Genomic DNA, 20777 nt, shown 5'->3' on the forward strand with positions numbered 1-20777 from the left:
GCTTCCCCTTAGATAAACCCAAAATGCGGTTCCGCCAAGGAGAAGCCCGATGACCTTTGACCCGGCAAGCCTAAAGTATGACGCAAATGGCCTGATCCCCTGCATTGCGCAGGACCATGTATCTGGCGAAGTGCTGATGATGGCGTGGATGAATGCCGAAGCCTTGGCCAAGACGCTTGATACCCGCCGTGTCACTTATTGGTCGCGGTCGCGTGGCAGTTTCTGGATCAAGGGCGAGACCTCTGGCCATGTGCAGAAACTGATTGATCTCCGGGTGGATTGTGACAGCGATTGCCTCTTGGCCCTGGTGGAACAGGAAGGGCCAGCCTGCCACACAAATCGGCGCAGTTGTTTTTACACTGCTGTGCGCGAAGGGGTTGAAGTCGAACTGACAAAACCCATGCTATAAGGGAACCTATGCGGGGAATGCAGGTTTTCCCTTCTGAGCCCTTGACCTTGCCGTCAGAAAACCAACTATCTGCGGCAACCCGATAAATCCAAGAAAGGATACCACTATGGCCTTTACCCTTCCCGATCTTCCGTACGCTCATGATGCACTTGCCTCGTTGGGCATGTCGAAGGAGACGCTGGAATACCACCACGATCTGCACCACAAGGCCTATGTCGACAACGGCAACAAGCTGATTGCTGGCACCGAGTGGGAATCGAAATCTTTGGAAGAGATCGTCAAGGGTACCTACAACGCAGGTGCTGTGGCCCAAAACGGCATCTTCAACAACGCATCGCAGCACTGGAATCACAATCTGTTCTGGGAAGTGATGGGGCCGGGCGAGGACAAGAAAATCCCGGGCGATCTGGAAAAGGCGCTGACTGAGGCGTTCGGCTCTGTCGCTAAGTTCAAGGAAGATTTCGCCGCTGCTGGTGCAGGTCAGTTCGGCTCGGGCTGGGCTTGGCTGGTGAAGGACAAAGATGGCAGCCTGAAGGTCACCAAAACGGAAAACGGTGTGAACCCGCTTTGCTTTGGCCAGGCCGCTTTGTTGGGCTGCGATGTGTGGGAACACTCTTACTACATCGACTTCCGCAACAAGCGCCCCGCCTATCTTACCAACTTCCTTGAGAAGCTGGTCAACTGGGAAGCAGTCGCCGCAAAGCTGTAAGGTGAAGAAAATCTTATTGAAGGCCCGTGTAGGAATGCGCGGGCTTTTTTAATTGACAGCAACAACTTGACGTAGATTAGCTGCGCAGAACAGTTCACGTTTTGATTGTGGGGGCGTTTGTGTCCAAGATTTTTCTCGCCGCTTTTTCAGTTGCCTTTCTCTCACTTTTTTCCAGCGCCGGATCTGCGGATACCATTCGTTGTGAATTCCCGAACAAGTCCAGCCATTGGGTTCCTTCTTGGGTAGAATTTGAACTTGTTGGCTTTGGAGGCTCGGCCAAGGTTCGCGATCAACTCAGCGAAAAATTTGGACTGCCCTTGAACCAAGGAAAGGTATCGGAAGGCAGGAAGTCGATCGGGGTCACATTTACGACCGGTCCGATCATATCGGATAACGTAGGGTATTCGAGGGCGCATCTGAATTATCGACTTTCGACTTGGGCAGATGGGGCCGCTCAGATCGAAGGGAAGGGATTTGGTTATTACGACACTTTCTCTGGCAGAGGGTATTGCAAATGAGTGCTGAGGTAACGAAGCGGTTCAGAATAGCTACATCGGCTGCGTTGTTTTGCATTGTATCCGTTGTTGGCGCCCATGCGAAAACCGTGCGTTGTGAAACAACTTCAAAGACCGATAAATTCGTTCCGGATTGGATTGAGTACACGGTTCGGGAAACCGATGTCGACGTAAAGGATTCGGTTCAGAAGCAATATCAGGCACCCTGGCAACCGGGCAGGGTTTCGGCGCAAACCGCAAAACGGACGACGATCGCTTGGGATGTAGGGCCCATCAACTCTGACAGGTTCTGGCGACCAGCACCGCTGCAGATGCGATTGAGCCATTTTTCAGATGGGAGTTTTCGCCTGACCATCGCTGCGCCCCAACTGAAGTATGCAAACAACCAAGGCGCGATTGAAGGCCAAGGGCGCTGCAAATAATGAAGTTTACGGTTCAGCCAAAGGCGCTGGACAAGAGTTCCTCAAGCTCGGCTACATTGGCCACTGCGCGGAAATGCGAAAGTGTCGTATCCTCAGCAAATCCGCTGGCGACCACATGCTTCATTAACTGGATCAAATGATCCCAGTAACCGTCTGTATTCAATAAGAAGATCGGCTTTTGGTGAAGCCCTATCTGACGCCAGGTCAGGACTTCAAAAAACTCGTCCAGACTTCCAGATCCACCGGGCAAAACCACGATGGCATCTGAGTTCATGAACATCACCTTCTTGCGCTCATGCATATCCTCGGTGATGACCAGTTGCGTAAGATCGCGTTTGCCAACTTCGCGCCGCATGAGATGTGTCGGGATAACACCCATGGTTGCAGCCCCGGCTGATTGAGCTGATCGTGCGACTTCTCCCATGAGGCCAACATCCCCGGCACCATAAACGAGTCGCCAACCGTTGCGAGCAATCATCGCCCCGGTTTCTTGCGCTGCTGCTGCATACGTAGGGCTGTTTCCGTGCCGCGACCCGCAAAACACACACACAGAACGTAGTAAAGTCATCGAAACACCCAGCCCTTTTTCATTTGCCTTTGTCGGGGATTGGGGGTTCCTATGCAAGGGCAAGTCGGGCAGGAAAAGCACGGCAGAACCGGAAAATCCGGTCGGGGGAAGAACGGGGATAGGAATGACCACTGGAAACGCTATGGGGGGCGGAGCCAAGGCCGCTATTGCGGTTTTGGGACTTGTTGGTATTGCCGTTTTGGGCAATTTCATCTTCATGCCGGATCAAGCGACCGCGCCGGTGCCTGCAGCAAATTTGACGTCGGCTCCAGCGCCAGAGACTGCTGCGGCTGCAAGCGACGAACCCGCCTCAAGTGCGCCTTCGGCATCGCCCAGTACGCCAGAGGTTTCCGAAGCGACCGAGGCCACATCTTCCGTACATTCAGTGACCATTGAAAACTGGCGCGTCGAGCCAGATGGGGCAGGGCTTATCTCTGGGCGGTCTGCGCCGCTTTCCCTGCTTTCAGTGCTGATTGACGGGGCGAAGATCTCTGAGGGAGCGGCGACGGCGGCTGGCGACTTTGTACTCTTGTTTACGCTCCCACCGAACGACAAACCGAGTCTGATGACCGTAGAGGCGAGTCTGCCGGACGGAACCAGACTTCCTGGACCTGCTGCGATTGCATTGGCTCCAATTGCGGGGTCGGACGTCGTGGCCGCTGCTGTAGAACCAGCCGCCGTCGCGGAACCAGAGGGTGCCGCAGTGGCAGAGCCTAAGACGGCCCCGACGGCTGTCATGATTACGGACGAAGGCGCAAAGGTAGTCAGCGCTGTCCCTGAAGTTGTGGTCGGGGGCGTCACACCGGTGACGATTGCGGCGATTGCCTATACACCGGAAGGACATGTTCAGCTTTCCGGTCTTGGAACAGCAGGTCAAACGGTTCGCCTTTATCTGAATAATGCCGCGGCCGCAGAGACTGCGGTTCTTGAGGATAGCAGCTGGCAAGTGGTGCTGACGGACACGGCTCCGGGCATTTACACGCTGCGAGCCGACCAGATTGATGCTTCTGGAAAGGTAACAGCCCGGTTTGAAACACCTTTCAAGCGGGAAACCACCGAAGCGTTGGCCTCATTGACCGGATCTAAAGTGGGACCTGCGGCTGGCGCCGGACCCGTAACCGAACCGCAAACCGTTGCATCAGAGCCATCGCCGTCAACGGCACTTGCCGAGACCGAGCCGGAAACACCAGCCACGGAACCGGTTTCTGTGGCGACCGCGGATGCCACGTCCGAACCTCCCTCGGCCGAAGCATCGACAGAAACAACCACGCCTGCTTTGCCGGATGCCACGGATGCCGCTGAGGTGATGGCACCTGATGCAGAGACAACGGCGCCGGGGCCGACCGCTTCGAATGCCCAACAACCGGCACCTACTGCGCCGCAGCCTATTGATGAAAGCCCATCTCAGGCGACAGCAACACAGCCTTCGCAGCCGGGCGCAGAAACGTCTGTGAACCAAGTGTTGCAAACGGTCTCCATCACTGTCCAGCCGGGATATTCGCTGTGGAAAATCGCGCGAGACACCTATGGGGACGGGATTCTTTATGTGCAGGTTTATGAGGCCAACAAGAACCAGATCGGCGACCCGGATCTGATCTATCCTGGACAGGTATTCGAGCTTCCCAGAAAATAGATCTTCGCTGCGCGCTCTGGTCATTGGCTGCGCAAGCGCCTAGGTATTGGCGCGAAGCGAGGTTCCAATGACTCAAAAGACCGATAATCCGGCCTCGGGCTGGCAAACGATCGTGCGCGTTATCCCCTATCTTTGGCCTAAAGATAAGGCTTGGGTTAAGCGTCGGGTGGTTATTTCCTTGTCGATGCTGGTATTCGCCAAGGTAATATCGGTCTCAACGCCGTTTCTCTACAAACAGGCAGTTGATGCGCTTGCAGGAGATGCACCTGACGCGGCTACGCTTTTGGGACTTTCTGCCGTTGGTTTAACGATTGCCTATGGTCTTGCCCGCCTTATGACCGTCGGGTTTCAAGAACTGCGGGATGCCGTCTTTGTACGGGTTGGGCAGCGAGCCTTACGGCAATTGGCGCTTGAAACCTTTACACATATTCATCGGCTTTCCCTGCGTTATCACATCACCCGCAAGACGGGGGGATTGAGCCGGATCATCGAGCGTGGCGTTAAAGGCGTCGATTTTCTGCTGCGGTTCATGCTTTTGTCAATCGGGCCGCTGATCCTTGAATTGACGATGGTTTCGATCATTTTTGCGGCGGTCTTCGGTCTGGCCTATTCCTTGGTGGTCGTTGTTGTCATCACGCTTTATGTGACCTTTACGTTCAAGGTCACGGAATGGCGCGTGAAGATACGGCGCGAGATGAACGCGCAGGATACCGATGCCAATCAGAAGGCCATCGACAGTCTGTTGAACTTCGAAACGGTCAAATACTTCAACGCCGAGGAAATGGAGGCAAAGCGCTATGATAGCGCGATGCAGCGCTATGAAACGGCTGCGGTGAAAACCGGCCTTTCCTTGGCTTTTCTTAACTTTGGTCAGGCGCTTTTGATCACGTCAGGTCTGGTCATCGTCATGGTCATGGCTGCTCGTGGAGTGCAGGCCGGAAATTTGACCGTTGGTGATTTCGTGATGGTGAATGCCTACATGATCCAGATCACCATGCCGCTGAACTTTCTTGGGACCGTTTATCGCGAAATTCGCCAAGCCTTGACCGATATGGGTGAGATGTTTGGTCTCTTGGGGCAGCCGGCAGAAGTGGTCGATAAGCCAGGCGCACGCGCCCTGGCTGTAAAGGGGGGCGCTGTGCATTTCGAAAATGTACAGTTCGATTATGACCCGTCGCGCCCAATTCTGAAGGGCATCAGCTTTGATGTTCAACCGGGGCAACGTGTGGCGCTGGTGGGCCCCTCCGGGTCCGGGAAGTCGACCATAGCCCGACTTCTGTTCCGCTTCTATGATGTGACGGGTGGGGCGATCCGTATTGACGGTCAAGACTTGCGTGATGTGACGCAAACGTCCATCCATTCGGAAATCGGCGTGGTTCCGCAGGACACTGTGCTGTTCAACGACACGATCTACTACAACATTGCCTATGGCCGCCCACATGCGACCCGCGAAGAAATCGAGCAAGCCGCAAAGGCTGCGCGCATTCATGATTTCATTCTGTCATTGCCAGAAGGGTATGAAACGACAGTTGGCGAGCGGGGTCTCAAGCTTTCCGGCGGTGAAAAGCAACGGGTCGGAATTGCGCGCACCTTGTTGAAGAATCCGCCAATCCTTATCCTTGACGAAGCCACCTCTGCGCTTGACACCCAAACCGAGCGTGACATTCAGGAAAGCTTGTTGCGCATGGGCGAGGGGCGAAGCGTCATCACCATTGCGCACAGGCTTTCGACGATCGCGGATGCTGACCAAATCATCGTTTTGGAGGCAGGCCAGATCGTTGAACGCGGGACGCATGACGAGCTTTTGGACCGTGGCGGGCGCTATGCCGCCATGTGGGCGCGGCAATCCGCCGAAGAAGATGAGGCTGCCGCCTGACCTTGAGGGACGACCGCCGTGCCGTCCGGGCTTGGCAAGAGACAGCGCTTGCGTGTAAGACAAGACCGAGCATCCATGCCCCGGCACTGGGGCTGTTATCTGACCTGATTTCGAAAGCAGAAGTGACGTGAGCAATCCCGAAAGTTTTATTGACGAAGTCACCGAAGAAGTTCGCCGCGACAGGCTCTTTGCCACATTCCGGAAATACGGATGGATCGGTGTTTTGCTTGTGGTCGCAGTTGTCGGGGGCTCTGCCTACAACGAGTGGAGCAAGGCGCGGGCAGAAGCCAGCGCCGAAGCCTTTGGCGATGCGTTGATAGATGCACTCGATCTGGGTGCGCCCGAGGATCGTCGCGCTGCGCTTGCGTCTATCCCGGCAGAAGATGGACAGAAGGCCATCCTTAATCTGGTTCTGGCGACGGATCCTGCCGAAAACCGGGAAGAAAGCCTGAAGGCCTTGGCCGCGTTGGAAGCAGATAGCAGCCAACCACAAGCCTACCGTGATTTGGCGACGCTGCGACGGGTAATTGTTTCCGGCAAAGATCTTTCAATTCAAGAACGGCGTGCTGCACTTGAGCCGATCGCGGTAGCAGGACGACCATTCCGTCCGCTGGCGCTTGAGCAACTTGCATATCTTCTTTTGGAGGAAGGCAAGACGGACGAGGCTATCGCGGCCATGACAGCATTGACACAAGATCAACAGTCACCGTCCAGTTTGCGGGGGCGTGTTGACCAGATGATTACGGTACTTGGGGGTAAGCCCGCATCGGTTGCCACCGGAAATGGCGGCTGATCGTTTCACCGGGTCGCTTGACGGCGCCCCAAGCAGCGGGAATTCTACCAAAAAGGGGCTTTTGGGGTGACACGGTTGGCTAGGCTTAAGCTGAATTTGGGAATGACCGCGCTGGCCTCGGCGCTGCTTTTGATGGGTTGTGAACGAGAACTTATCCTTGAGGGAGAGCGTTTCCCGGTGCGAGCCGATTTGGACGCGTCGAAGGTTGTTGAGGGTGAGCCAGCTCCGGTTGCTCCAAGTGACCGCCCGGAGAACCAAAGTATTCCGATTTCTATTCCGGCGGCTTCGGCCAATTCGGAATGGACCCACCGTGGCGGGAACGTCAGCCATTCCTCTCCGCATGGCCAACTTTCGTCCATGCCGCAGCGGATTTGGTCTGCCAATATTGGATCGGGTTCATCGAGGAAAAATCGTGTTGCCGCATCGCCCATCGTTGCAGGCGGACGTATCTTCACCATCGACAGCAATTCGCGGGTCGTTGCGACTGGAAGTAACGGAGCAACGCTGTGGCAGGCTGATCTGACGGCTCCTTTTGACAAGGGCGGTGACATCGCAGGCGGCGGTTTGGCGTTTGGTGCGGATGCCCTTTTTGCTGCAACAGCCTATGGAGAGCTTGTTTCACTTGAGCCATCGACGGGCATAGTTCAGTGGCGTCAGCGTCTGAATGGTCCGGTTGCGGGGGCGCCAAGCGTCGACGATGGCATGGTCTATCTTTCGACGCGCGATGGCGCAGGTTTCGCGGTAGACGCGAAATCCGGACAAGTTAAGTGGACAGTGAACGGTGCATCAAATGCCGCATCAGTCATGGCCTCCGCTTCTCCGGCCATTTTTGGGCGGAACGTCATATTCCCGTTTGCCAGCGGCGATATGGTCGCCGCTCTGAAATTGAACGGCACTCGTGTCTGGAGCGCTCCCGTCAGCGGCCAGCGTCCGGGACGCGGCTATCAGGGTATGACTGATTTGACGGGTGATCCGGTCGTAATCGGGGGCACCATTTATGCCGGTAGCGCCGCAGGGCGGACCGCAGCCATTGATGCCGGAACGGGTAAGCACCTTTGGACGGCGGTTGAAGGGGCGTTGAATCCTCCCTTGGTCTTTGGCGGATCAGTCTTCGTCGTGAACGACGAAGCGCGCTTGGTCAGGATGGATGCAGCCACCGGTGCGGTCATCTGGTCTGCAGAGATGCCTTATTTCCTGAAAGACAAGCCGAAGCGTCAAAAGAAGATCTATGCCCATTACGGCCCGGTGCTGGCGGGCGGCAGGGTGGTCGTTGCCTCTTCCGATGGGCTTTTGCGGCTGTTTGATCCCACCAATGGTGAGTTGGTTCAGACCGTCGATATCCCCGGCGGCGCCGCTTCTGCACCCGCCTTGGCGGGCGGGGTGCTTTACGTCGTTTCCACGAATGGGCAACTTCACGCTTTCCGTTGAAGGAATTCCCCTGTAAAGGGGTCGGCTTGAGACAGATCTGACTAGACAGGCATCCAGAGCCATGAGCTTTACCCTCGCCATCGTGGGCCGCCCCAACGTGGGCAAATCGACACTGTTCAACAGGCTGGTCGGCAAGAAACTGGCGTTGGTTGATGACCAACCGGGTGTCACGCGGGATTTGCGCGAAGGGGACGCCAAGCTGTTTGACCTGCGGTTCACGGTCATCGACACGGCTGGCCTGGAAGAAGTTACCGATGACAGCCTTCAGGGCCGGATGCGTCGGTTGACCGAAAAGGCCGTTGATCTTGCGGATATCTGTCTGTTTCTGATTGACGGTCGCGTGGGGGTCACGCCCTCGGACGAGGTCTTTGCCGACATTCTGCGTAAGAAGGCTGCGCGCGTCATTTTGGGCGTTAATAAGGCTGAAGGCCGTGCTGGCGAAGACGGCGCACTTGAGGCCTGGAGCCTCGGTCTGGGAGAGCCGCTTAGGGTTTCTGCCGAACATGGTGAAGGCATGGATGATCTTTACCACATTCTGAAACCGCTGGAAGGCGAATTTGCCGAACGCGAGGCGATGAACACGCCCGTTGTTGATGAAGATATTTCGGAAGAAGACGCCGAGAACGAAGTCGATGAAACGGCGCATTATCCGACAGCAAAGAAGCCTTTGCAGATTGCCGTAATCGGCCGCCCAAATGCCGGGAAGTCCACTCTGATCAACAAGATTCTTGGGGAAGATCGTCTGCTGACAGGGCCAGAAGCCGGCATTACCCGAGATGCGATTTCGGTCCGAACGGATTGGATGGGCACTCCTGTTCGCGTGTTTGATACCGCCGGGATGAGGAAAAAGGCGAAAGTCACTGAAAAGCTGGAGAAGCTTTCAGTGGCAGATGGCTTGCGCGCCGTTCGCTTTGCTGAGGTTGTCGTGGTCCTGCTGGACGTGGAAATTCCGTTTGAACAGCAAGATCTTCGGATCGCTGACTTTGCCGAGACAGAAGGCCGCGCTGTGGTTGTTGCGGTCAACAAGTGGGATCTGGAAGACGACAAGCAAGAAAAGCTGGCCGATCTGAAGGAAATGTTTGAGCGGCTGTTGCCCCAGTTGCGCGGTGCGCCGCTGATCACCGTATCTGCGAAGACCGGACGCGGTCTGGATCGTTTGCACGACGCTATCCGCCGGGCCCATGACGTATGGAACCGTCGCATTCCGACGGCCCGTCTGAACACGTGGCTGGGTGCCATGACCGAAGCGCACCCGCCACCGGCGCCCGGCGGCCACAGGATCAAGTTGAAATTCATTACACAGGCAAAAACCCGGCCGCCGGGATTTGTGGTGAAATGTTCACGGCCGGATGAATTGCCGGAAAGCTACAAACGCTATCTGGTCAACGGTCTGCGCGACCACTTTGATATGCCTGGAACACCGATCCGTCTGTTCTTCAGGGGGCAGGGCAATGAGAACCCTTGGAAAGAGCGCAAGTTCCATACCCCAAGCCGTCTGCGCAAACATATGGAGAAGAAGTAGCCGTGCAGCGAGCCTTTGCCTCACGCCGCGTCTTTTCTTCCTTGGTGCGCCATGTTACGGACGCGCCGCAAAGTTCACGAGGCAGGGCCAGTGCCCTGACCAAAATCAGGAGACGCCGCTATGGCCATCGAACGTACACTTTCCATAATCAAGCCGGATGCCACGAAGCGCAATCTGACCGGCAAGATCGTTGCCAAGTTTGAAGAAGCCGGGCTGCGCGTCGTTGCTTCCAAGCGCATCCACCTTTCGCCCGCTCAGGCTGGCCAGTTCTACGCTGAACACAAAGAGCGCCCCTTCTATGGCGAACTCTGCAGCTTTATGGCTTCCGAGCCTGTTGTGGTGCAGGTTCTTGAAGGCGAAAGCGCGATTGCAAAGAACCGTGAAGTGATGGGCGCAACCGACCCGGCTCAGGCTGCTGACGGCACGATCCGCAAGGAATTCGCTTTGTCCAAAGGCGAAAACTCGGTTCACGGTTCGGACAGCCCGGAATCGGCCGCCCGCGAAATCGCTTTCTTCTTCTCGGGTCTCGAGCTGGTAGGCTAATGCCTGCTCGCGCGGCACAGCCCGGAATTTTGAAAGTCCGGGCAAATTTCTTTGAAGAAATTTGGCGTTAGCCGTGCCGTTCGACAACACCAAAGAACTGAAGGGCCGTTTCCAGATCGGAGCGGCCTTTTTCTTTGGTGCCGATCAAACTGGCTTTGATTGCGTCGAAACGTTTGCGAAGGGCCTTTTTCTCTTCTCCCTTGCAGTCATTCCAAGGTCGCCCCTGTAGCCCCATCACCAAGACGTAGTAGCCGATAAAATGGGGCTGAGTGCCTGAGAGCAAAAGCCTCCGATAGGCCTCATCCGCGCCGAGTTCTCTTATCTCTTCGGCACTATGAATGCCTGCCCGCGCGTAGGCCGCTTCCGAAGCAGGTCCGAGATTTGGGATAGTGGAGACAGGTTCGGGCATGAAGGTACCAAGAATCGAAACAGGGCCAGCGTCGTCGCCAGCCCTGTAAAGATCAAGTTCTGAAAAATGTACTAAATTGATGCCCAGTCTTTGAAAACCTGGCTGCCAGCTTGCTGCTGAGCGGTTGAACCGCCTTGCTGTTGCTGTTGCTGCCCTTGCTGGTGGCTGGGCGTAGAGTTCTGTTGCGTGGCCATTATCTGCTCCATTTGACCGTTTCGCGATGCCGATTAACCCAGTCTTCGCCCGGTTTTTGACGGAAGCGAGGCGCGAGTTTGGCATTTCGAGGCGCATTTACTCCTACAGAACCGTTTCGGCAACACGAAAACAGTTCACAATCTGGGGATTGAACGCGCCGTACCGGCAAGTTTCCGCTGTGCTTAGAAATGGGTAGATACTTGATAATCTGAATCGGCCCGCGTCAGGGTTTGACGCGGGCCGCTCGTTTGTTCGAACTATAGTGGGCGCGCTTAGAGCAATGCCTTTGCTTTGGCAGCTGCCGCTTCGGCTGTTATGCCGAACTCTTTGTAAAGGCGGTCATAGGGAGCAGAAGCGCCAAAGCTGGACATACCGACAAAGCCGGCCTTAGCTTCTTTGCCACGCTCACCCAAAAGCCACCGGTCCCATCCTTGCTGAACGCCTGCTTCAATTGCGACGCGCGCCGGACCGGCGGGGAGGACTTTCTTGCGATAGGCTTCATCCTGTTGGGCAAAGAGTTCCATCGAAGGCATGGAAACAACTCGGGTGCCGATACCTTCAGCTTCAAGCATGTCGCGTGCCTTAAGTGCGATTTCGACTTCTGAACCGGTGGCGATCAGAATGACCTGACGCTTGCCAGTGGCATCTGCCAGAACATAGGCACCTTTGGCTGAAAGGTTTTGGTTCGTGTGCGTTTTCCGCACCGCCGGAAGGTTCTGGCGCGACAGGGCCATCACCGACGGCGTGGTCTTTTGCTGAAGCGCAATTTCCCAGCATTCGGCTGTTTCCACCAAATCTGCCGGACGGAACACGACGGTGTTCGGCGTGGCGCGACTGATCGCCAAATGTTCGACCGGTTGGTGTGTTGGGCCGTCTTCACCAAGACCGATCGAGTCATGGGTCATGACATAGACAACTGGAATGCCCATTAGGGCCGAAAGGCGCATCGAAGGGCGAGCATAGTCGGTAAAGGCCATGAAGGTCCCGGAATAGGGACGAACGCCCCCATGCAATGCCATTCCGTTCATTGCTGCAGCCATGCCGTGTTCGCGGATACCGTAATAGACATAACGGCCTTTGCGATCCTCAGCCGAGAATACGCCCAGATCGGCCGTCTTGGTGTTGTTTGACCCTGTCAGGTCAGCGGAACCGCCCATGGTTTCGGGCATGATCGGATTGACGACTTGAAGGACCTTTTCGCTTGCCGAGCGAGTAGCCAGTTTAGGGGCATCAGCCGACGCCTGCTTCTTCAAGGCGCGGATAACCGACGAAAGCTTTGCCGGGGCGTCTCCGGCAAAAATGCGAGCGAATTCAGCCTGTTTGGCTGTCGATAGCCCGGCCAAATTAGCCTCCCACTTGCTGCGCGCTTCGGCACCCTTACGTCCGACGCTTTCCCACCAGGCTTTTACTTCAGCAGGGACTTCGAACGGGCCACCGGTCCAGCCGTAGCCTTCTTTAGCTGCTTCGAGTTGGCCCTTGTCGGTCAAGGCGCCGTGGCCTTTTGACGTGTCCTGGGCTGCATGGCCTAGTGCGATGTGGGTAGCGCAGGCGATCATGGCTGGCCGTGGCGACTTTTTCGCTGCGGTGATTGCGCGGTTAATGTCTTCGGGGTCATGACCATCGCATTCGAATACGTCCCAGCCAGATGCGGCGAAACGGGCCTTTTGGTCGGTGATGTCTGACAAGGAAACCTTGCCATCAATCGTGATGCCGTTGTTGTCCCAAAGAACGATCAGACGCGAAAGTTGCAACTTGCCCGCAAGCCCGATGGCTTCTTGGCTGACGCCTTCCATCAAGCAGCCGTCACCAGCAATGACATAGGTGTAGTGATCTTGGATCTTGGAGCCCCAGCGTGCGCGCAGGTTCTCTTCAGCGATGGCAAAGCCGACCGCATTTGAAATACCCTGACCCAGTGGACCGGTGGTGGTTTCAACGCCGGACACGTGACCATACTCTGGGTGTCCGGCGGTGATAGCGCCCCACTGGCGGAAGTTCTTGATTTGATCCAGCGTCACATCCGCATAGCCTGTTAGATACAGAAGCGAATAGATCAACATCGAGCCATGACCTGCCGAAAGGATGAAACGGTCGCGGTCTGCCCAGCGTGGCATGGAGGCGTCAAATTTGAGGTGCTTTTCGAACAAGACGGTCGCAACGTCCGCCATACCCATAGGCATGCCTGAATGCCCAGAGTTGGCAGCGGCGACGGCGTCAAGCGTCAGCGTGCGGATGGCGGTTGCGCGCATCCAATGATCAGGATGGCGAGCGCGAAGGGTCTGGATATCCAAGGCCGGTTTCCTTGTGCTGAGAAAGCGATGGGGGTTCCTTATCACCCCAAGCGGCAAGATCAAGCTTGCCATGAGGAACTGGAAGCAAGAGATTGATCTAATGGCGCGGTAGAGCTTTGCCGATTGGGTTAAGATCGGGGTTGACGACACTGATCTCGATTCGCACTGTGGCTCGAGGCAGAACAACGCTCGACAGAGCAAAGAAACAGCCGGGACAGCCGGGAAAGAGGGGGCATGGACGATATTGCCGAACTGGAACGCCGGATCACCGCAGCCCTCATGCGGATTGACCGTGGACTTGATGGCCTTTACCGCGTCGCCGCGGCACCTGCATCAGATGACCAAAGTGCTGGTGGTGTTGGCGCTGAATCTGATCAGGTCCAGCGCCTGAATGACGCTTTGGAAGAAGAACGGACAGTAACTGCCCAGCTTCAGGAACGTCTTCGTGCATTAAGGGAAAAGGAAGCGGGGCAAACGATGCCGCTGCAAGCCGAGATTGATCGGCTGACCAAGCAACTTGATGTGCAAGGTCTTGAAATGCAGCGGTTGAAAAAAACGGTTGGTTCCCTTCGCGAGCAGCTTAGGACGATGACCGATGCCCTTGCCGAGGACCGCGTTGAGCCTCATCTGATCAATAAAGCGATGTTGACGGAACTTGAGGCGCTTCGTGCGCTTCGGTCTGCCGATGCGGCCGAGTTGGAGGAGATAATTTTGGCCTTGGACCCATTGGCGGCACCTGCGGCAAAAGAAGGAGCTGATGCCGATGCCTGATGTAACCGTAACGATCGGTGGCCGCGAATTCCAAGTGGCCTGTCAGGCCGGAGAAGAGCATTTTCTGCGGGCAGCGGCCGGCATGATGAACGCCGAGGCAGAGCCGTTGGTTCAACAGATGGGGCGACTTCCCGAAGCGCGCATGTTGCTGATGGCGGGCCTGATGTTGGCCGATAAGACGGCTGCCCTGGAAGATGAATTGCGGCAAGTAAAATCGAAACTTTCTGAATTAGAGGGACGTCCTGCTCCGCAGGCGGAAAAAGTCGAGGTTCCTGTGATCCCGCCTCAGGTGCGAGAAACGCTTGCAGAGATCGCGGCACGGGCAGAGGCGCTGGCAGAACGCGTAAGCGAAAAGAACCCGAGCTAATGAAAAACCCGCCTTTCGGCGGGTTTTCAAACGGTTATCTTGGTTTCTTCAGGCGTTTGCTTCGCGGATCTTGTCCGCCGCTTCTTTGTTGTAACTAACGCCTTTGGCATCAAGAAGCGTATCAAGTTCGCCGGAGAGCGTCATCTCCGTCACGATATCACATCCGCCCACGAACTCTCCTTTGACGTACAACTGTGGGATCGTTGGCCAGTCAGAAAAATCCTTAATGCCCTGACGGATTTCCGGGTTTGCCAGTACATTAACATCAGCATACTCAATGCCCATGTAATTCAGCACACCGGCAACGCGGCTGGAGAAACCACATTGTGGCATCATCTTTGTGCCCTTCATGAACAGAACGACGTCGTTCTTTTCAATCGTTTCCTTGATCTGATCTTGCGCACTCATTTCATCATCCTTTCAGAGCGGACTATTCTGGCGCCCGGGTCGTCAGGGCAAGTGCATGAAGTTCGCCATGTGCCCCGTCCATTTTTCCTTTGAGAGCGGCGTAGACTGCGCGCTGTTGCTGCACACGGTTCATGCCGCGAAAAGATTCGTCGATCACTTCGGCAGAGAAATGTGCCCCGTCGTCGCCTTGGACGGTGATCTTTGCTTTAGGGAAGCTCTCCCGAATAAGGGCTTCGATATCGTGGGCTTCGATGGCCATAGAGAATGCTCCGGTTGCTTCTTGGACCAAATCTAGGCCTGTCCCGGAGCGGCTGCAAGGCCGTGCTCCGGAACAGATTGGGATTACAGCCCAACTTTTGCTGCAAAGGCCGAACGATAGAGGGCAGAAAGTTCCGACAGAGGCGCCTCATCGTCGCCAAATACGATTGCCGTGCCTCCGAACTTGCCGACAACGCTGAAGGGGACAGACGCCACCTTGGCAGCCGACTGCAGGTTCTCCAAAGAAGATGGCGAGACGGCGACCAGATAGCGGGCTTGATCTTCACCAAAGAGTGATGATGTTTCAGACACATCCAACTTGAGGCCAATGCCTGCGACTTCTGCCATCTCGAAAGCCGCCAAAGCGAGACCACCATCTGAGAGGTCAGAGCAGGCGTGGAACGATTTGCCATGCGCGCGAACGAAGGTTCCGTTGCGCTTTTCGGCTTCCAGATCTACAACCGGCGCGTCGCCAGTTTCCATGCCAAAGGCCTCGGCCAAAAGTGCAGATTGGCCCAGATGTCCTTCAGTTTTACCGATCAGAATGGCAAGGTCGCCTGATTTCGCCTGACCGTGAATAAGATCATCTAGCGACTTGAGGATGCCAACAGCACCGATAGTTGGCGTTGGCAGAATCGCCTTACCGTCTGTTTCGTTGTAAAGAGAGACGTTCCCCGAAACGATCGGCATGTCGAGTGCGGCAACCGCAGCGCCGATCCCTTTGATCGCCCCTACGAATTGCCCCATGATCTCGGGCTTTTCAGGATTGCCGAAGTTCAAGTTGTCGGTCGTTGCCAGAGGCAGCGCGCCCATAGCAGAAAGATTGCGATAGGTTTCGGCGACCGCTTGCTTGCCACCCTCGAACGGGTTTGCCTTGACATAGCGCGGAGTCACGTCACTGGTGAAGGCAAGCGCCTTATCAGTGCCGTGAACACGAACGACGCCAGCCGGCAGACCGGGGGTAACAACTGTATCGGCACCCACTTGACTGTCGTACTGTTCCCATACCCATGACTTATGAGCGTAGGTCGGTGAACCGATCAAAGCCTTGAGCCCTTCAATCGCAGAAATTTTGGGAATTTCGCCGATCGGAGCAGCTTTGGGGGTTTCGATCCAAGGACGGTCATATTCTGGAGCGGTCGACGAGAGTTTGGACAACGGCAGATCAGCCTTTACCTCATTGCCGTGGACAATGATGAAGCGATCTTCCGGGATCGTTTCGCCGACGATTGCAAAATCCAGATCCCACTTTTGGAAAATCGCCCGAGCGATTGCCTCCATCTCAGGCTTCAAGACCATCAACATGCGCTCTTGGCTTTCCGAGAGCATCATCTCGTAGGCGGTCATGTTGGTTTCGCGTTGCGGAACACTGTCCAATTGCAGACGGATGCCCAAGCCACCCTTGTCACCCATTTCAACCGCAGAACAGGTTAGACCAGCGGCGCCCATGTCCTGAATTGAGATAACAGAGCCGGAAGCCATCAACTCAAGGCAGGCCTCAAGCAACCGCTTTTCGGTAAAGGGGTCGCCTACTTGAACAGTGGGGCGCTTTTCTTCGATGGTATCGTCGAATTCCGCCGATGCCATTGTAGCTCCGCCAACACCATCACGCCCCGTTTTTGCACCCAAGTAGACAACAGGCATTCCGACGCCGGATGCTGCGGAATAGAAAATCTTATCTGCGTCAGCGAGACCCGCCGCAAACGCGTTGACAAGGCAGTTACCGTTGTAGGCCTTGTGGAAACGGACTTCACCGCCGACCGTAGGAACGCCGAAGGCATTCCCGTAGCCACCGATACCTTCGACGACCCCTTTGACAAGATAAGCGGTCTTTGCATGCGACGGCTCTCCAAAGGAGAGCGCGTTCATTGCGGCAATCGGCCGGGCGCCCATCGTGAAGACATCGCGCAAAATTCCACCGACGCCCGTCGCGGCTCCTTGGTGCGGTTCAATGTAAGAGGGGTGGTTGTGGCTTTCCATCTTGAAGATGACCGCCTGTCCGCCACCGATATCAACGACACCTGCATTTTCGCCAGGGCCGCAAATAACCTGAGGACCAGAAGTGGGGAGGGTGCGCAGCCATTTCTTAGAAGATTTGTACGAGCAATGCTCGTTCCACATTGCGGAAAAGATGCCGAGCTCAGTGAATGTCGGCTCGCGTCCGATGATCTCTAGCAGACGCTGGTATTCGTCGGGCTTTAGCCCATGTGCGGCCACAAGTTCAGGGGTGATCGCCGGTTCGTTCATGACCGCATCCTCATACATTCCGCCTTTGGCGCGCTCTTAGGACAAAGGGGCGCAAAGGGAAAGGGCCAAGTGGTTCCGCAGAGGGCATGAGGATGGGGCCAAACGCAAAAAAGGTGGCGACAAGGGAATCATTGCAACTCCTTTTGGACTGCTGCGCCCTATGGCAGTTTTTCTTCGCGCTCAAAACCTGACCAGTTGGCTAAAAAAGATGCCGCGGAAAATGCCAAAAAATAATGATCGCCCGAAAAATAAAAAAAAGGCCGAGCAGAAGCTCGGCCCAAGTCCAACAGGGAGGTATGAAAGGTGCAGGACAAATCTCAACTGCGCCCTTCACGGATGCATTTAGGTTGGGCAGTGAGTCGCGACAAGTGTTTTCATGTCGCACATGCAGCAAAGCCGCCATGCATTCCGTGCATGGCTCTTCAATCTGACTGCTTTCTCTTTCGGTAGGCGAATATCTCTTCCGTCACAAACTCCCGGAACGCCGCTACGCGCTTTGAATGGCGAAGCTCTTCAGGATATGCGAGGAAAACAGGGACCTCACCGCTTTCCAGATCAGGTAAGACGCGGACCAGATGAGGAAAATCTTCAATAATATAGTCCGGTAGAACCCCGATGCCCAAATGGTTCAGAACGCCTTGAAGCACACCGAAGTAATTGTTCACAGTCAGGGTCGAGGCAACTTCATGACTAAGAAGTTGCTGAACGAGTTGAGCGCCTGCAGACACCTGAGCGGCGCCAGCTTGCTGGCAGATCAGTCGGTGGGTGCCAAAATCCTCGACCGAAGTAGGGGTTCCGTGCTCGGCAAGATACTCGGCTGAAGCATAGAGCCGCATGCGAATGTTCATAAGCCGCCGGCGGATAAGATCGGCTTGACTGGGTTCTTTCATGCGAATTGCGACATCGGCCTCGCGCATGGGCAGATCGAGAACCCGTTCTTCTAGCATGAGGTCAATTTTTAGGCCTGGGTAATTCTTGTAGAGGCTGGCTAATCGAGGCGCGAGCCATAGGGTGCCAAATCCCGTCGTCGTTGTTACGCGCAATTCGCCAAATACACCGTCTTCGCTGTCGCGGATGCGTGCCGCGGTCGCCTCGAGCCTTTTTACCATCTGTTGGGTCGCATCGAACAGCAACTCACCCTGTTCGGTCAGGATCAGGCCGCGCGCGTGGCGGTGAAACAAGGTCACGCTCAGGGATTCTTCCAAAGCCCGAATCTGACGACTGACGGCGGATTGGCTCAGGTGCAGCACCTCGCCCGCATGGGTCAAACTGCCCTTATCGGCAACGGCGTGAAATATTCTTAACTTGTCCCAGTCCATGGTCCCCAACCTAAAATCGTCACTCGACGCTAACACGGAGTGGCTGATGAGGGGAGAATCATTTGTATGTAAATGCCCTCAAAGGAAAATGTCCTGATAAAGCGCAAGTGTTCATAGCTTTGTCATACGGATGCCCGAAACACTGGCAAAGCGCGGACAATAGGAATAGGGCCGCGTGTAAAGCCAAAGCTCTGTGGTGGACAAGACGATGCGCGCAAACCTAACCCGGGAGATATCTTACGCAACCTCCGCTTCCGGACCAATTGGAGCGGTCTTGATACGGGTTCTCGAGAATGCGACGGGTAGAGTTTCGCTCATTCGACGTGCGGCTGGATACGAAGGTGAAGTCGCAGAGGGGGCAAGTTTCTGGGAAGTGCTGCCGCGACGGTTCGGCCTTGAACTTCAAGTCGTTGGCGGTTCGCTTTCAGATATCCCATCTAGCGGCCCTCTGATCCTCGTTTCGAACCATCCTTATGGAATTCTAGATGGGTTGATGATGGGACATATTCTGGATCGAGTACGTCCCGACTTCCGCATTATTGCAAACTCCGTTTTCAAGCGCTCGGAGAGTCTGAGCCGCGTGGTGCTGCCGATTTCCTTCGAGGCAACGAAGGATGCCATCAGGCAAAATTTGGAAACGCGAGCACTTGCGCTAGACTATCTGTCAAAGGGTGGGGCCATAGGCGTATTTCCGGGTGGCACAGTTTCAACGAGCGCAAAGCCGTTTTCCTACCCGATGGACCCAGGTTGGCGCAATTTTACTGCAAAAATGATTGCGCGATCCAATGCCACAGTGGTTCCGATTTACTTTGTCGGCCACAATTCTCGGCTGTTTCAAGTCGCTAGCCATATCCATTCGACCCTGCGCCTGGGGCTGTTGATAAAGGAGTTCAACGACCGAGTGGATGAAGCGGTTCATATTGTTGTTGGAACGCCTGTAGACCCCGTGGAAATTGAACAGCGCAAAGCAGATCCGACACGCCTGATGGAATTTCTGCGTCGCGTCACCTACGACCTTTCGCCGGAACCTCATCGCTCGTATGATCTGGGCTACGAGTTCGAGGCCAAATACAAATCGCGCTGAACGGCAGAGCCGGCAACAGCGACGGGCAGGGGGCAGCTATGGCGGTTGGGATTTTCGATTCTGGGTTGGGCGGGTTGACGGTCCTGGATGCCGTTAGCAAACGCTTACCCGATGTGAACTTTGTATATTTGGGTGACAATGCCCATGCGCCTTATGGCGTTCGGGCGGCAGACGACATCTTCAACCTTACATGTGCTGCCGTTGAACGGCTGTGGGCGGAGGGGTGTGATCTGGTTATCCTCGCCTGCAATACGGCATCAGCTGCGGCGTTGAAGCGCATGCAGGAGACTTGGATCCCCAAAGATAAGCGCGTTTTAGGAGTTTTTGTTCCTTTGATTGAGGCGTTGACCGAACGTCAGTGGGGCGACAATTCTCCCCCTCGCGAAGTTGCGGTTAAGCACGTTGCTTTATTCGCAACCCCTGCAACGGTTGCGAGTCGTGCATTTCAACGTGAGTTGGCATTCCGCGCTATCGGCGTAGACGTCGAGGCGCAGCCGTGCGGCGGAGTGGTCGATGCAATTGAGCAAGGCGATGAAATCCTTGCAGAAGCCTTGGTCCGGAGCCATGTCGAAGCCTTGAAGCGTCGCATGCCGCATCCTCAGGCAGCGATACTTGGCTGTACGCACTATCCGTTGATGGAAGGGGTCTTTCAAGATGCCCTTGGTTCCGATGTAAAGGTTTACAGTCAGGCCAATCTGGTCGCGGAGTCTTTGGCAGATTACCTTGTGCGGCGGCCGGAATTCCTTGGGAGCGGCGGGGAGTCAAAATTCCTGACTACAGGAGATCCAAAAGCGGTATCGAACAAGGCAACTCAATTTCTTCGGCGCAAGATTGAGTTTCAATCTGCCTGAGCGACCTGCGAACTACACTCTCTTTCGTTGTCCGCCATATGTGGAAAAGCCTTGATGGTATAAGATTTGGGAAGCGTCGGTAGTGCGGTAGAACGCTTCGCATCGCCGCACCCCCTCGACAGTTCATGTCGAAAGCCCCAGATTTAGCGCGAACAGAGGAGT

General features: G+C 55.6%; 21 protein-coding genes. 14 read left to right on the forward strand and 7 right to left on the reverse strand.

Annotation, left to right across the window (positions count from 1 at the left end; translation table 11 throughout):
• The first annotated feature begins 49 nt into the window (after positions 1–49).
• The 4 genes from hisI (at position 50) to ACSBLW_RS03360 (ending at position 2055) form a co-directional block, all read left to right on the forward strand.
• Positions 50–409, forward strand: coding sequence for a phosphoribosyl-AMP cyclohydrolase (gene hisI, locus ACSBLW_RS03345; RefSeq protein ID WP_435258822.1), 360 nt, complete (start codon positions 50–52; stop codon positions 407–409).
• A gap of 106 nt (positions 410–515) precedes the next feature.
• The gene (locus tag ACSBLW_RS03350) at positions 516–1118 is read left to right on the forward strand and encodes a superoxide dismutase (RefSeq protein ID WP_435258823.1); all 603 of its coding nucleotides are present in this window, start codon (positions 516–518) and stop codon (positions 1116–1118) included.
• 119 nt (positions 1119–1237) lie between these two features.
• Positions 1238–1636, forward strand: coding sequence for a hypothetical protein (locus ACSBLW_RS03355; protein WP_435258824.1), 399 nt, complete (start codon positions 1238–1240; stop codon positions 1634–1636).
• Entirely contained in the window at positions 1633–2055 is a 423-nt protein-coding gene (locus tag ACSBLW_RS03360) for a hypothetical protein (protein WP_435258825.1), read from the forward strand. The genes ACSBLW_RS03355 and ACSBLW_RS03360 overlap by 4 nt, the downstream gene beginning before the upstream one ends.
• A 13-nt stretch (positions 2056–2068) precedes the next feature.
• On the opposite strand, the gene ACSBLW_RS03365 is transcribed toward ACSBLW_RS03360, so the two are convergent.
• Positions 2069–2623, reverse strand: coding sequence for a TIGR00730 family Rossman fold protein (locus ACSBLW_RS03365; RefSeq protein ID WP_435260032.1), 555 nt, complete (start codon positions 2621–2623; stop codon positions 2069–2071).
• 124 nt (positions 2624–2747) lie between these two features.
• Between ACSBLW_RS03365 and ACSBLW_RS03370 the strand changes: the two genes are divergently transcribed.
• The 6 genes from ACSBLW_RS03370 to ndk all read left to right on the forward strand — a co-directional run bounded on the left by ACSBLW_RS03370 (position 2748) and on the right by ndk (position 10418).
• On the forward strand, positions 2748–4256 hold the full coding sequence (locus ACSBLW_RS03370) for a LysM peptidoglycan-binding domain-containing protein (RefSeq protein WP_435258826.1): 1509 nt from the start codon (positions 2748–2750) through the stop codon (positions 4254–4256).
• A gap of 67 nt (positions 4257–4323) precedes the next feature.
• Positions 4324–6132, forward strand: coding sequence for an ABCB family ABC transporter ATP-binding protein/permease (locus ACSBLW_RS03375; protein ID WP_435258827.1), 1809 nt, complete (start codon positions 4324–4326; stop codon positions 6130–6132).
• 127 nt (positions 6133–6259) lie between these two features.
• Complete coding sequence (locus tag ACSBLW_RS03380) at positions 6260–6925, forward strand: hypothetical protein (RefSeq protein WP_435258828.1); 666 nt, start codon at positions 6260–6262, stop codon at positions 6923–6925.
• A 102-nt stretch (positions 6926–7027) separates the two neighbouring features.
• Complete coding sequence (locus ACSBLW_RS03385) at positions 7028–8353, forward strand: PQQ-binding-like beta-propeller repeat protein (RefSeq protein WP_435258829.1); 1326 nt, start codon at positions 7028–7030, stop codon at positions 8351–8353.
• Positions 8354–8414: 61 nt separating this feature from the next.
• The gene (gene der / locus ACSBLW_RS03390; RefSeq protein ID WP_435258830.1) at positions 8415–9875 is read left to right on the forward strand and encodes a ribosome biogenesis GTPase Der; all 1461 of its coding nucleotides are present in this window, start codon (positions 8415–8417) and stop codon (positions 9873–9875) included.
• Between the two features lie 120 nt (positions 9876–9995).
• Positions 9996–10418, forward strand: a complete 423-nt coding sequence (gene ndk, locus ACSBLW_RS03395) for a nucleoside-diphosphate kinase (RefSeq protein ID WP_435258831.1) — start codon at positions 9996–9998, stop codon at positions 10416–10418.
• Positions 10419–10485: 67 nt separating this feature from the next.
• On the opposite strand, the gene ACSBLW_RS03400 is transcribed toward ndk, so the two are convergent.
• Positions 10486–10827 (reverse strand): TfoX/Sxy family protein, encoded by a 342-nt coding sequence (locus tag ACSBLW_RS03400; RefSeq protein WP_435260033.1) that lies wholly within the window; start codon positions 10825–10827, stop codon positions 10486–10488.
• 467 nt (positions 10828–11294) lie between these two features.
• Complete coding sequence (gene tkt, locus ACSBLW_RS03405; protein ID WP_435258832.1) at positions 11295–13310, reverse strand: transketolase; 2016 nt, start codon at positions 13308–13310, stop codon at positions 11295–11297.
• Between the two features lie 234 nt (positions 13311–13544).
• Here tkt and ACSBLW_RS03410 point away from each other — a divergent pair, with 234 nt between their 5' ends.
• The gene (locus ACSBLW_RS03410; RefSeq protein WP_435258833.1) at positions 13545–14081 is read left to right on the forward strand and encodes a hypothetical protein; all 537 of its coding nucleotides are present in this window, start codon (positions 13545–13547) and stop codon (positions 14079–14081) included.
• Positions 14074–14448: a cell division protein ZapA gene (locus tag ACSBLW_RS03415; protein WP_435258834.1), complete on the forward strand. Its 375-nt coding sequence runs from the start codon at positions 14074–14076 to the stop codon at positions 14446–14448. Before ACSBLW_RS03410 ends, ACSBLW_RS03415 begins: the two co-directional genes overlap by 8 nt.
• A gap of 48 nt (positions 14449–14496) precedes the next feature.
• On the opposite strand, the gene grxD is transcribed toward ACSBLW_RS03415, so the two are convergent.
• The 4 genes from grxD to ACSBLW_RS03435 form a co-directional block, all read right to left on the reverse strand.
• Positions 14497–14856, reverse strand: coding sequence for a Grx4 family monothiol glutaredoxin (grxD, locus tag ACSBLW_RS03420; RefSeq protein ID WP_435258835.1), 360 nt, complete (start codon positions 14854–14856; stop codon positions 14497–14499).
• A 22-nt stretch (positions 14857–14878) separates the two neighbouring features.
• On the reverse strand, positions 14879–15115 hold the full coding sequence (locus ACSBLW_RS03425; protein WP_435258836.1) for a BolA/IbaG family iron-sulfur metabolism protein: 237 nt from the start codon (positions 15113–15115) through the stop codon (positions 14879–14881).
• A gap of 83 nt (positions 15116–15198) precedes the next feature.
• Positions 15199–17361: a phosphoribosylformylglycinamidine synthase subunit PurL gene (gene purL, locus ACSBLW_RS03430; RefSeq protein ID WP_435258837.1), complete on the reverse strand. Its 2163-nt coding sequence runs from the start codon at positions 17359–17361 to the stop codon at positions 15199–15201.
• A gap of 422 nt (positions 17362–17783) precedes the next feature.
• Positions 17784–18680, reverse strand: coding sequence for a LysR family transcriptional regulator (locus tag ACSBLW_RS03435; RefSeq protein WP_435258838.1), 897 nt, complete (start codon positions 18678–18680; stop codon positions 17784–17786).
• 208 nt (positions 18681–18888) lie between these two features.
• Here ACSBLW_RS03435 and ACSBLW_RS03440 point away from each other — a divergent pair, with 208 nt between their 5' ends.
• Entirely contained in the window at positions 18889–19764 is an 876-nt protein-coding gene (locus ACSBLW_RS03440; protein ID WP_435260034.1) for a lysophospholipid acyltransferase family protein, read from the forward strand.
• Positions 19765–19802: 38 nt separating this feature from the next.
• Complete coding sequence (locus ACSBLW_RS03445; RefSeq protein ID WP_435258839.1) at positions 19803–20615, forward strand: glutamate racemase; 813 nt, start codon at positions 19803–19805, stop codon at positions 20613–20615.
• Positions 20616–20777: the final 162 nt, after the last annotated feature.

The sequence above is a fragment of the Thioclava sp. FR2 genome (genome assembly GCF_051200875.1).
Lineage (GTDB): Bacteria > Pseudomonadota > Alphaproteobacteria > Rhodobacterales > Rhodobacteraceae > Pseudotabrizicola.

What these genes read in the sequence shown, in the direction of transcription:
- hisI (WP_435258822.1), top strand. Translation starts at nt 50, where the DNA reads ATGACCTTTGACCCGGCAAGCCTAAAGTATGACGCAAATGGCCTGATC.
- ACSBLW_RS03350 (WP_435258823.1), top strand. Translation starts at nt 516, where the DNA reads ATGGCCTTTACCCTTCCCGATCTTCCGTACGCTCATGATGCACTTGCC.
- ACSBLW_RS03360 (WP_435258825.1), top strand. Translation starts at nt 1,633, where the DNA reads ATGAGTGCTGAGGTAACGAAGCGGTTCAGAATAGCTACATCGGCTGCG.
- ACSBLW_RS03365 (WP_435260032.1), bottom strand. Translation starts at nt 2,623, where the DNA reads ATGACTTTACTACGTTCTGTGTGTGTGTTTTGCGGGTCGCGGCACGGA.
- ACSBLW_RS03370 (WP_435258826.1), top strand. Translation starts at nt 2,748, where the DNA reads ATGACCACTGGAAACGCTATGGGGGGCGGAGCCAAGGCCGCTATTGCG.
- ACSBLW_RS03375 (WP_435258827.1), top strand. Translation starts at nt 4,324, where the DNA reads ATGACTCAAAAGACCGATAATCCGGCCTCGGGCTGGCAAACGATCGTG.
- ACSBLW_RS03385 (WP_435258829.1), top strand. Translation starts at nt 7,028, where the DNA reads ATGACCGCGCTGGCCTCGGCGCTGCTTTTGATGGGTTGTGAACGAGAA.
- der (WP_435258830.1), top strand. Translation starts at nt 8,415, where the DNA reads ATGAGCTTTACCCTCGCCATCGTGGGCCGCCCCAACGTGGGCAAATCG.
- ndk (WP_435258831.1), top strand. Translation starts at nt 9,996, where the DNA reads ATGGCCATCGAACGTACACTTTCCATAATCAAGCCGGATGCCACGAAG.
- ACSBLW_RS03400 (WP_435260033.1), bottom strand. Translation starts at nt 10,827, where the DNA reads ATGCCCGAACCTGTCTCCACTATCCCAAATCTCGGACCTGCTTCGGAA.
- ACSBLW_RS03410 (WP_435258833.1), top strand. Translation starts at nt 13,545, where the DNA reads ATGGACGATATTGCCGAACTGGAACGCCGGATCACCGCAGCCCTCATG.
- ACSBLW_RS03415 (WP_435258834.1), top strand. Translation starts at nt 14,074, where the DNA reads ATGCCTGATGTAACCGTAACGATCGGTGGCCGCGAATTCCAAGTGGCC.
- grxD (WP_435258835.1), bottom strand. Translation starts at nt 14,856, where the DNA reads ATGAGTGCGCAAGATCAGATCAAGGAAACGATTGAAAAGAACGACGTC.
- ACSBLW_RS03425 (WP_435258836.1), bottom strand. Translation starts at nt 15,115, where the DNA reads ATGGCCATCGAAGCCCACGATATCGAAGCCCTTATTCGGGAGAGCTTC.
- purL (WP_435258837.1), bottom strand. Translation starts at nt 17,361, where the DNA reads ATGAACGAACCGGCGATCACCCCTGAACTTGTGGCCGCACATGGGCTA.
- ACSBLW_RS03435 (WP_435258838.1), bottom strand. Translation starts at nt 18,680, where the DNA reads ATGGACTGGGACAAGTTAAGAATATTTCACGCCGTTGCCGATAAGGGC.
- ACSBLW_RS03440 (WP_435260034.1), top strand. Translation starts at nt 18,889, where the DNA reads ATGCGCGCAAACCTAACCCGGGAGATATCTTACGCAACCTCCGCTTCC.
- ACSBLW_RS03445 (WP_435258839.1), top strand. Translation starts at nt 19,803, where the DNA reads ATGGCGGTTGGGATTTTCGATTCTGGGTTGGGCGGGTTGACGGTCCTG.